9 protein-coding genes are annotated in these 11,071 nt (G+C 50.4%); 5 read left to right on the top strand and 4 right to left on the bottom strand.

Annotation, left to right across the window (positions count from 1 at the left end):
- Positions 1-29: 29 nt before the first annotated feature.
- Both QUE61_RS07165 and QUE61_RS07160 read left to right on the top strand, forming a co-directional pair.
- Entirely contained in the window at positions 30-842 is an 813-nt protein-coding gene (locus tag QUE61_RS07165; protein ID WP_286225072.1) for a peptidylprolyl isomerase, read from the top strand.
- A gap of 7 nt (positions 843-849) precedes the next feature.
- Positions 850-1,689: an aldo/keto reductase gene (locus QUE61_RS07160; protein ID WP_286306559.1), complete on the top strand. Its 840-nt coding sequence runs from the start codon at positions 850-852 to the stop codon at positions 1,687-1,689.
- A 12-nt stretch (positions 1,690-1,701) separates the two neighbouring features.
- On the opposite strand, the gene QUE61_RS07155 is transcribed toward QUE61_RS07160, so the two are convergent.
- Positions 1,702-5,520 (bottom strand): magnesium chelatase subunit H, encoded by a 3,819-nt coding sequence (locus QUE61_RS07155; protein ID WP_286306558.1) that lies wholly within the window; start codon positions 5,518-5,520, stop codon positions 1,702-1,704.
- 249 nt (positions 5,521-5,769) lie between these two features.
- Here QUE61_RS07155 and QUE61_RS07150 point away from each other — a divergent pair, with 249 nt between their 5' ends.
- Positions 5,770-6,741 carry a cobalamin B12-binding domain-containing protein gene (locus QUE61_RS07150; protein WP_286306557.1) on the top strand — a complete coding sequence of 324 codons (972 nt, stop codon included), beginning with the start codon at positions 5,770-5,772 and terminating at the stop codon, positions 6,739-6,741.
- Here the strand turns inward: QUE61_RS07150 and QUE61_RS07145 are convergent, their stop codons facing one another.
- From QUE61_RS07145 to QUE61_RS07135, 3 genes are read right to left on the bottom strand one after another with little or no spacing between them, the layout of a single operon-like run.
- Entirely contained in the window at positions 6,742-6,930 is a 189-nt protein-coding gene (locus QUE61_RS07145; protein WP_286306556.1) for a 4-oxalocrotonate tautomerase, read from the bottom strand. It lies immediately after the preceding gene.
- 28 nt (positions 6,931-6,958) lie between these two features.
- Positions 6,959-7,687 (bottom strand): class II aldolase/adducin family protein, encoded by a 729-nt coding sequence (locus QUE61_RS07140; protein WP_286306555.1) that lies wholly within the window; start codon positions 7,685-7,687, stop codon positions 6,959-6,961.
- Between the two features lie 2 nt (positions 7,688-7,689).
- The gene (locus tag QUE61_RS07135) at positions 7,690-8,148 is read right to left on the bottom strand and encodes a phosphate-starvation-inducible protein PsiE (protein ID WP_286306554.1); all 459 of its coding nucleotides are present in this window, start codon (positions 8,146-8,148) and stop codon (positions 7,690-7,692) included.
- 94 nt (positions 8,149-8,242) lie between these two features.
- Here QUE61_RS07135 and bchI point away from each other — a divergent pair, with 94 nt between their 5' ends.
- A complete protein-coding gene (gene bchI, locus QUE61_RS07130) occupies positions 8,243-9,262 on the top strand; it encodes a magnesium chelatase ATPase subunit I (protein ID WP_286306553.1) in 1,020 nt (339 codons plus the stop codon).
- Positions 9,263-9,265: 3 nt separating this feature from the next.
- A complete protein-coding gene (locus QUE61_RS07125; protein WP_286306552.1) occupies positions 9,266-11,065 on the top strand; it encodes a magnesium chelatase subunit D in 1,800 nt (599 codons plus the stop codon).
- Positions 11,066-11,071: the final 6 nt, after the last annotated feature.

The following is an 11,071-nucleotide window of genomic DNA, read 5'->3' as shown; positions in this document are numbered from 1 at the left end:
TCGATCTCATACAATTGAGAGATTTCTAGATGAAACAATTCATACGCTTGCTTTGCTTTGTGGGCCTTACTAGCTATTCCTTTTTAATAAACGCTCAGAATAAGAGTGAATTAGCCTTTGTTGCTTCTGTTAATAGCACCCCGATTTCACAACAACTCTTTGACATGGCACTTAAAAATGCCATCGAACGGGGTGCTAAAGATTCGCCCGAACTGCGGCAAGCTATTAAGGAGGAGCTCATTAATCGCGAGCTCCTAGTCCAAGAAGCCAAGAAAGAGGGTCTTGAGAAATCCCCTGAATTCATTACACAGGTCGATCAATTTGAGCAAACTCTCTTATTGCAACTCTATATTGATCAACACTTTCAAAAAAATCCCATCACGGACGAGCAATTAAAAACTGAGTATGAGCGCCAAAAGAAATTAATTGGGGATACGGGGGGCGAAGTGCAGTACCGCTTTAGCCAGATTGTGACTGCTAAAGAGAGCGAAGCGATGCTACTCATGAGTCGCTTACAAAAGGGCGATTCCTTTGCCCAGTTGGCGCGCGAGTTCTCAGCCGATGCAGCCACAAAAAAAGAGGGGGGTAGTGTGGGGTGGGTTAATGCTTCGCAGATGAATGCGAATGTTTTACAAACTCTGCGCCTTCTCAATAAAAACGAGTTTGCCAAAAAGCCCATTCAGATTGGGAGCGCCTGGGTGATTGTGCGCTTGGATGATAAGCGTGCCATGAAGATCCCGACCCTTGAAGAATCCAAACCCCAATTGCGTCAAGCGATTGTGCAGCAGTATTTGACGGAGACCGTGCGGCGCTTGCGTCAAAACGCCAAAATTGTGATGTAAGGGTGGTATGAGTTTTCAGTTTCAGACTCGCCTTGGACTGGGCACCTGGCAAATGGGTGAGGGCGCTCGCTCTGAAGCCCAAGAAATTGCCGCAATTGCATCAGCCATTGAGATGGGCTATCAACTCATTGATACTGCCGAGATGTATGGTTCCGGTCAAGCCGAAATCCTCATTGGCAAAGCCTTGCAACGCGTCGGTAAAAGCGTACGCGACCATCTCCAAATCGTGAGTAAGGTTTTGCCTAGCAATGCGAGTACCAAAGGCACCATCACCGCTTGCGAACGTTCGATCCAGCGCATGGACTGCGAGTATCTGGACTGCTATCTCTTGCATTGGCAAGGCTCTTATCCCTATGAGGCGACACTCGAGGGATTCATCAAACTTCAAGAGCGAGGCCTGATTCGTAGTTATGGCATCAGTAATTTTGATACGCCTGATCTACGTGATTGGCTCGCAGCGGAACGTAATGTGGGCAGTTCCTACCAAACCGTATGTAACCAAGTCTATTACGCCTTGAATGCCCGAGGGGTTGAATACGACCTCATTCCACTCATGCAGGAAAAGAATATTGCATTAATGGCCTATTCGCCCTTGGGTGCTGGAGCTCTGATGCGCCATCCCAAATTGATCGTACTGGCAACAGAAGTGGGTTTGACCCCAGCCCAAGTTGCGCTTGCGTGGATCTTGCGCCAACCCCATGCGGTGGCGATTCCGAAAACGATACACCCCGAACGCCTGAAAGAAAATTTAGCAGCTTCTAAATTGGTGCTCGATGCTGCTGTATTGCAAGCACTTGATCAAATTTTTGCCCCACCCATTCAGAAAAAACCGCTAATGGTAATTTAAGGGGTAGTGGGATTACCCAGCGCGCTGCATGGCAGGATTTTCGAAGACGCCTTCCAGGCGATCTTCGAGTTCTTCGCTGGCTTGCTTCATCGCAGCGCGCATCTCATCATCAGGCTGCCAGTAATTGCGATTGGATGCTTCCATGAGACGATTGGCCATGCGGGCAGACGCGGTGGGATTGAGTTGCGCTAAGCGCTCACGCATCTTCGGATCCAGAATAAACGTCTGGGTGAGTTGCTTATAGACCCAGGGTTGCACTTGCCCCGTTGTCGCGGACCAACCCATGGTATTGGTGATGTGAACCTCAATCTGCCGCACACCCTCGTAGCCGTGTTTCAACATCCCCTCAAACCACTTAGGATTGAGCATGCGCGTGCGGGTCTCGAGCGACACTTGCTCGGAGAGCGTTCTCACCACCCCTTCGCCTTGGGTTTGATCCCCGATATACACTGGGATCTCTTCACCGCCCTTAGCGCGTTTCACGGCCTTGGTAATACCGCCTAAGGTATCAAAGTAGTTATCGATGGTAGTCACCCCGAGTTCCATCGACTCCAAGTTCTGATAACTCATGCTGACATCGGCTAAGACGCTCTTCAGAAGTGCGTTATTGCAAACCGGTTTACCGGATTTGCCATAGGCAAAGCCCTTGCGGCGCATATAGGTCTCGGCAAGTTCATCGTCCTCTTCCCACACGCTGTGCTCCACCAAGTGGTTCACATTTGCCCCATAGGTACCATCGGCATTGCCATAGACCCGCAGTGATGCAGTTTCAAGATCGCAGCCGTGTTCTTGCATATAAGCGAGCGCGTGTTTGCGAACAAAGTTTTGTTCGATCGGCTCATCCGCAGCAGCTGCGAGATATGCTGCTTCAGCCAAGAGCTTAATTTGTAAGGGCATCAGATCGCGAAAGATCCCTGAGAGAGTAATGACCACATCAATACGTGGGCGTCCGAGTTCTGCGAGTGGAATGAGGGTAGCGCCCGCAAGTCGTCCATAACCATCAAAGCGCGGTAGTGCTCCTAAGAGGGCTAAGGCCTGACCAATTTGCCCACCTTCGGATTTGAGGTTGTCGCTGCCCCACAGCACTAAGGCGATGGATTCAGGGAGGGCTTGGGCATCATCGATATGCCGTTGCAAAATTTTCTGGGCTTGCTTGGCGCCATCTTTGACTGCAAAGGCACTTGGAATGCGGAAGGGATCAAAGCCGTGTAGATTGCGCCCTGAGGGGAGAACCTCGGGGTTACGCATTACATCGCCACCGGGTGCAGGACGAATAAAGCGACCATCAAGCGCTTTGAGAATACTTGGGATCTCGGTCTCTTCTTGGATCTGCTGATCCCAGTGTTGGAGTTTCTCCAAGATCGCAATTGCTTCTTCCCGAGCGAGCTCTTGAAGATCTTTATTTTTATTCACGATGGTTTGAATGGGCTTGCCTTGCACCAATTGCGTAATCGCTGAATTGGGTAAGGTTTGACTAAACGAACCAATTGCCATGGCACTCAGTAAATCGACACGCTCGGATTCACTGGGGGTGGAGCCAACCACATGCATGCCATGCGGGATTAAGGTGTACTCTAATTCCAAAATCTGCTCATAGAGCTTAGTAATATGCTGTTGGGTAAAGTCGGCGTTTTGCACATCCCATAGCGGTTCCGCCTGACACAAATCCATCTGTGCTGCCTGCGCCTGAATGAGAGCCGCTAAGTCATGATCCTCTTCTTCGCCACGTTGCTCGGGCGAGAGACCTCGCCAGCGCTCAATCGAGGTTTTGAGATCGGCAAGTCCTGCATAAATCCCTGCCTGGGTCACCGGTGGTGTGAGGTAACTAATGAGTGTGGCACCTGCGCGGCGTTTGGCCAGTGCGCCTTCGGAAGGATTGTTTGATGCATAGAGATAAAAGTTGGGCAGATCGCTAATCAAGCGATCGGGCCAGCACGAACCACTCATACCTGCTTGCTTGCCCGGCATAAACTCAAGCGCACCGTGGGTGCCAAAATGCAGAACCGCATTCGCCGCAAAGTCTTCCCGCAAGTAACGATAAAACGCAGAGAACGCATGCGTTGGCGCAAAGCCTTTTTCAAAGAGAAGGCGCATCGGATCACCCTCAAACCCAAAGCCCGGTTGCACGGTCACTAAGACATTGCCGTATTGTTTACCCAAAATAAAAATCCCCGAGCCATTACTCCATTGCTTACCGGGAGCCGGTCCCCACTGCGCTTCAATCTCGCCAAGCCAACGCTCACGTTTGACATGATCATCCGCGCTAATGATGGTGTGCACATTGGCTTCGGCCCCATATTGCTGAGCGTTGCCTTCAATAATTTCTTTACGTAAGGCTTCTGGAGTTTCTGGTACGGTCAGTGTGTAACCATCGGCTTTGAGTCCCAACATGGTTTGGTGCAAAGATTCAAAAACGTTGAGGTAAGCGGCGGTACCGGTATGCCCTGCATTCGGTGGGAAGTTAAAAATGACGAGACCCACTTTGCGATTGGCTTTGTCCGAGTTGCGCAGATCCACCAGCTTGGCAGTACGTGCAGCTAACATCGCAGTGCGCTCAACACAGGTGAACATGTCTTGCGGGTTATGGTCTTCGGTAAAGGTGCAGCGTTGATGGCAACCCGTGCAGGTCGTGCCTGCCGCACCAGGTCGACCGCCATACACCATCGGCTGGGTTGCACCATCCAACTCTGGAATCGCCACCATGATGGTGCTCTCGACTGGCATCAAACCACGATCGGAGCCGCCCCATTGGGTAAGTGTTTGGAACTCCACGGGGTGGGCTGCGATGTAAGGCACATCAAGCGTAGCAAGCACTTCCTCAGCTGCTTTGGCATCGTTGTACGCTGGGCCACCAACTAAGGAGAAGCCGGTCAGTGAGATCACCGCATCGACCGTCACCTGATTGTTTTTCATGAAATAGGTATCAATGGCAGGGCGCGCATCAAGACCCGCAGCAAAAGCGGGCACCACTTGCAAGCCATGGGCTTCTAATGCAGCAATCACGGGATCGTAGTGACCACTGTTGCCAGAAACTAAATAGGAGCGCAGTAATAAAAGACCAACCCGACCACGACGTTTGTTATCGGAGATTACTTTAGGAAGGTCAGAGAGTTTTTCACTCAGACGATTTTTCATGCGCGGGTGATAGACACCCAGATCGGGATACTCCACGGGATCGGTGGGCTTTGCCAAACCACGCAGGACTTCCCGCGGACCGGAGGCGTAACGGTTGATGAGGTAACTAAAGAGATTGAATAAGTTTTCTTCCGAACCACCCAACCAATACTGCAGGGTTAAAAAATACACCCGCACGTCTTGTGCCGTCCCCGGAATCCATTTGAGGATTTGCGGAATGAGTCGCAATACCTTCATTTGTTTGGCGCCCGAACTGGTTTGCTTCTCGCCCTCGGTCTTGGGTTTGGGGCGCAGTTTCTTGAGGATTGCCATCGGCCCACTGGCGGGCTTACTCATATCAAGCTTACCAATCTTGGTGAGCTTCACCACATCCCCAGCTGACATAGCGCAGACCAGCGCATCGCAATCGTCGCGCCTCGCTTTTAAAGCTTCAAACACTGGAAGGTAGTGATCTTCCATGAATAACATGGTGGCGAGCACAATATCGCCATGGGCAATGTCGTGCACTGCCTTCTCAATTAACTCAGGATTGCCGGTAAATTCACTAGCGGCATGAATCTGTAATGACAGACCTGGAATGACTCGTTGAAGCTGAAATTGGGCGCGTCGTGCCGCACTATTTAAGTGCGTGTCCATGGTCACCAATACCAAACGAATGGGAACGGCTTCCTTCTTGGACTTGGATTGAACGGCCATAGCTGCCTAACTCGGGTGGGACTCCTCTTTTTATATTGAATTGTGCTAAATGTGTCAACTTATATTGACACTTAGTTCTGTATTACCCATTAAAACTAGGGTTAACCCTTAAAAGTAAACATTCATGGCTTGATACCCCTGAAGGATCTATAAAGAAACTGTACGCAACGACGCAAAAAATAGGCCTGATTTTCAGTGCAGCTTGGCTAGCCTAAATGGAAGCGCCACAGATAGAAAATCGGAGAACGCATGCCTCTAAGGCGATATGCAGGCCTCATTAAGGAAAAATTATTTTCCAAAAGTGAGGAGCAACAAAAGGTCAACCCCCAAAGGGCTGAATGGGATGCCTGTGCAGAAGATAACCTAAGTCATTCTCACGATCAGCGCGTCAAGCAATTAGCGGTCGATATTGGAAATCAGCCATTAAGTCTCAAAGCAGGTCCGCAGGAACATCTGGATTGGTTGATGCAAACCATTGAGACCAATGTGATCCCACGTCTATTGGTGGCTCACAGCAGTGCGATTGAGGCCAATCGTTCACCGCTGATGAATGTTCGACTCAATGATCCCCTACGGGTTGATGAGCTTACGCAGTTAGTATTGCGTGACGATGCAACGAAAGCCGCTGAGTTCGTGCAAGCTCTCTACGAACAAGGTGTGCCCCTTGATGAAATCTACCTTCGTTTATTAGCTCCAGTCGCGAGACGTTTAGGCGTGATGTGGGTGGAGGACAGCGCTAGCTTTACTCAAGTGACTACTGGTATTTGGCGTATCAAGCAATTGATTTATGACTTTAGTCCGCTCTTTCAGGAGTTCGCGCGCACCGACGATCAAGCACCACATGCGGTATTGGTTCCATTGCCCGGATCGCAGCATACCTTAGGACTCTTTATGGTTTCAGAGTTTTTTCGAAGAGCCGGATGGAAGGTGTGGGGTGAGTTAGCGGCAACGCAAGCCGATATCGTTGTTGCCGTGAAGACGCAGCATGTCGATTTAGTTGGGCTCTCAGTCAGTACCGAGGATCAACTACCGGCCTTACATCGGTTTATCAACTTACTCAAAGCCGAATCGCTGAATCCAACGATTGGGGTGATGGTAGGCGGCCCCATTTTTAATGCAAGACCCGAGCTCAAACAGGAAGTGCAGGCCGATATTGTGGGCTTGGATGCGGAGGAAGCCCTAGCGCAAGCCGAGTTTTTCTTGCAGAAATCAAAGCACTAATTAATCCGCATCACACCATAACTTACCACCGGTCGCCCAGTCTTCTTTCTTCACATCGGTGATGATGATGTCGACCGATCCAGGGCTGCATCCTAAGGTCTCACAGGTGACGCGGGTTACTTCGGCAACAAAGTTGCGCTTTTGCTCGACCGTTCGTCCTTCAAACATTTGCACATTAAATGTGGGCATATAGGTTCCTTATTCGTTATTTAGTTAATTAATCTTTATAGCTCTCATCAAAGCGATCGAGCATTCGCAGTAGCGCAGGCCATTCGAGTATTCCTTCTTCAGCACCGCTGTCATGTAATTCATCGGCAGCTTTTTGGATCACACTTTGCTTGGGTAGATGCAATTGTGGACTCGATAGAGCAGCAATTTGAATCTCGCAGGCTTTAATTAGAGTGGCCATCACCATATAGGCCTCACCGATCGTACGACCTACGGTGAGTGTTCCGTGGTTACGCAATAGCATGGCAGGGTGTTTACCGAGGGATTGAGTAAGGCGTTTTCCTTCCGATTCGGTGAGTGCAACCCCTTCGTACTCATGGTAACCAAGATGCCCCATAAAGCGCATGGCATGCTGCGAGAGTGGTAATAAACCATTCTCCTGGGCTGATACTGCAATCCCAGCGGTGTTATGCAGATGCATCACACAGTTCGCATTAGGACGGGCGCGATGCACTGCTCCATGGATTGCAAAGCCCGTAGGATTGACGCGGTAAGGTGAGTTAGGATCCACAATCTCGCCCTTAGTATTGACCTTGACCAAATTAGATGCGGTGATTTCATCAAACTGGTAGCCAAAGGGATTGATGAGGTAATGATTGGGCTCGCCGGGAACGGTCGCTGAGATGTGGGTATAAATGAGATCATCCCAGCCCTCAAATGCACATAAGCGGTAACAGGCCGCTAAATCAATCCGCGTTAGCCGCTCGGCAGGACTCACATTTATTCTCCGCCGTGTTGATCGGGCTTACTCGGAAATTTATTAGAGGCATAGCGAACGAGTGCATTGGCGAGCGCTAAGACCAAAATGGTTAAGCCCATTAGCAAGATGCCCATATCCGCCTCATGCTTCGTACCAACCAGATCAATAATGAGGCGCGTGACTGCGGTAATGGCAATGTAGATCAAGAAACGTACAGGCATGTGATTGGTCTTAAAGTAAATTCCGACCATCGCACCAATTTCTAAATAAATAAAGAGAAGGAGTAAATCTTGGACCGAAGCATAGGGCTTTTGCATCATTTCAAAGAAACTCATCCCAGCTGCCCAAACCGTAGCCGCCCCGATTGCAAATAAGGCAATTCGATGAAATAAAGAAACAAAGAGATTGCCCGTGGGAATGAGCCAAGACTCAATCCGATGCTCCACGTTTTTAATGTCTTTTGGCTTGTTATCGCTCATCGTTTTCCTCAATTGGACTCATTGCCCGTTAGATGCCTTATATTTAACCTTAATTTAGCAATAAATCGTTAAAGTTTATTGAAGGAGCGGTTGCATGACCCGTAATTACCCATTCTCAGCCATTGTGGGCCAAGAGGATATGAAACTCGCCATTTTGGTGGCCGCACTCGAACCGAGCGTGGGGGGTGTCTTGGTGATGGGTGATCGAGGGACTGGTAAATCGACGGCAGTTCGTGGACTGGCAGCATTGCTACCAATGATGACCGTTGTCAAAGACTGTGCGTATGGCTGTGACCCCAAAGCCATGGCAGGTCTCTGTCCTATTTGTGGTGCGGGAGCAAAAGCTAAGCCCAAAACGGAGCAGCGCCCCGTCCCGGTCATTGATCTTCCTTTGGGCGCGACCGAGGACCGGGTGCTGGGTGCGTTGGATATTGAAAAAGCCCTAACACTTGGTGAGAAGGCCTTTGAGCCCGGCTTGTTGGCAAAAGCCAATCGTGGATTTTTGTATATCGATGAGGTTAATCTGTTAGACGATCACTTGGTTGATCTACTCATTGATGTCGCAGCCTCGGGACAGAATGTGGTGGAGCGTGAGGGTTTAAGTGTGCGCCATCCCGCCCGATTTGTATTGGTGGGCAGCGGCAATCCCGAGGAGGGCGAGTTGCGCCCCCAACTCTTAGATCGCTTTGGTCTAGCCGTTGAAGTCAAAACTCCAACGGATATGCCCAGCCGTGTCGAGATCATTAAACGACGCGATGCCTTTGAGCGTAACCCCGAGGCCTTCATGAAGATCTGGGATCAAGAAGATGCGAAGATTCGGGTGATGATGGCAAGTGCGCGTAAGAAACTCGCGAGTGTGAAAGTTGATGACAAATTACTACACGATGCGAGTACGCTCTGCGCCCATCTGGGTACCGATGGCCTACGCGGCGAGCTCACGCTCTTGCGCGCCTCGCGTGCAGTTGCTGCGCTCGATGGAAAGAATAAAGTCACGCGCGATCATCTCAAGCGCATTGCAGTACCCGCACTCCAGCATCGCTTACGTCGCAATCCTCTCGACGAATCGAGCTCAGCAACGCGTGTGCAACGGGCACTTGATGAGTTGTTTTCCTAAAGCATGAACCCTTACTGGTTGACCTGTTTACAGGTTGCACAGTTAATCACACTTGCGCCCCATGTGTTTGGTGGGGTGATCGTACACGCACGCTCAGGATCTGTCCGAGAGCGGTGGTTACAAACACTTGAGCAACTTGCACGCCATCATGGTTTAGTAACACCCATACGAAAGATCCCCAGCGGTATCTCGGACGAGAACTTACTCGGTGGCTTGGATATTGAGGCTACCATCATTTCTGGTAAGCCAATCTTTCGACCGGGGCTCTTAAGTCACTGCGATCAAAGTCTCGTGATTCTGCCAATGGCTGAACGCCTCGAAGCAGGAACAGTAGCCCGTATTGCGACTGCCCTCGATCATGGCGCCATTCAGGTTGAGCGTGATGGACATGGAGAACGCATCGCATGCGCCATGGGTGTAGTTGCCCTTGATGAAAGTATTGAAGAGGACGAGAGTGTGAATCCAAAATTGATCGAGCGCTGCGCGTTTTATATTAATTTAGATTCAATCGCATGGCATGACCTACCAGACGTCAAACTCGATGCGGAGTTCATTGATCTCGATCGCACATCGATTCAAGAGCGGGCTGAACAAATCATGCTCAGTGATGAGCAATACGCCGCCCTCGTCGGAATTGCGGCGCAGTTAGGCATTATTTCCTTGCGTGCGGTGCAATTTACAGTCAGAACTGCGCGGTACTTGGCAGCCATGGATCTCGAGTGGCATGAGAGAGAGCCCAGCCAAGAACATCTTGAGCGCGCGGTGACCCTGGTGTTATTGCCAAGAGCAACCCAATTACCCAATGCGACCGACGAGACTCAAGCTGAGGATGAGCCCAATCCTGAACCAACTCCTGAACAAAACGAGGAAGCGAATTCAGAAGAGACTCAATCTCAGAATCAAGAGACTGAAGTTCTTGAAGATCAAGTATTAGATGCGGCGCAAGCAGCGATCCCTCGTGAGCTGCTTGATCGACTCACTCAACTCGCGTTGGTACGACAAAAAAATCATTCTGCTGGCAAGGCAGGTACCAGCCAATTAAGCAGTCAACGCGGTCGACCAATGGGTTCAAAGCCTGGTATGCCCTCTGGCAATCAACGACTGAGTTTGATGGACACCCTGCGCGCCGCAGTACCCTGGCAGCGGATTCGTCAAGCCCAACTTAAGAGTAGTCAGAATCCGTATCAGCCAAAAATTCTCATTCGCAAGGATGATCTACGCGTCAAGCGCTATCGACAACGCAATCAAACACTCACAACCTTTGTGGTTGATGCTTCTGGGTCTTCGGCGATTAATCGACTAGCCGAAGCAAAGGGTGCGGTTGAGTTGTTGTTAGCGGAGTGCTATGTGCGACGCGATCAGGTGGCACTGATTAGTTTTCGGGGAAGCGAAGCAGAACTTTTGCTAAGCCCAACTCGTTCCTTGGTCAGAGCGAAGCGCTCTTTAGCATCACTACCCGGTGGTGGCGGCACACCACTAGCCCTTGCGATTGATACGGCCTTTGCACTGGCGAAGGGATCGCTCAAAAAAGGGATGACCCCCACTTTGGTATTCCTAACCGATGGCCGCGCCAATATTGCACGTGATGGCACACCGGGGCGAACTCAAGCGCAAATCGATGCGGAGCAATCCGCTAAATTAGCATCGCAGATGAAGGTACGCAGTTTATGGATTGATACCTCGCCGCAAGCGCGCGAGGAGGGTCAACAGATTGCCCGACTGATTGGTTCGTACTATTTACCTCTACCGCATGCGCGCGCACACGAACTCTCGCAAGCGGTTTTAGGTGTCCTGCACACCTGAATCCAA

The sequence above is a fragment of the Polynucleobacter sp. HIN5 genome, assembly GCF_030297555.1.
Taxonomy (GTDB): Bacteria; Pseudomonadota; Gammaproteobacteria; order Burkholderiales; family Burkholderiaceae; genus Polynucleobacter.
The sequence above is the reverse complement of the archived record's forward strand: the minus strand, read 5'-3'. Positions and strand labels throughout refer to the sequence as shown.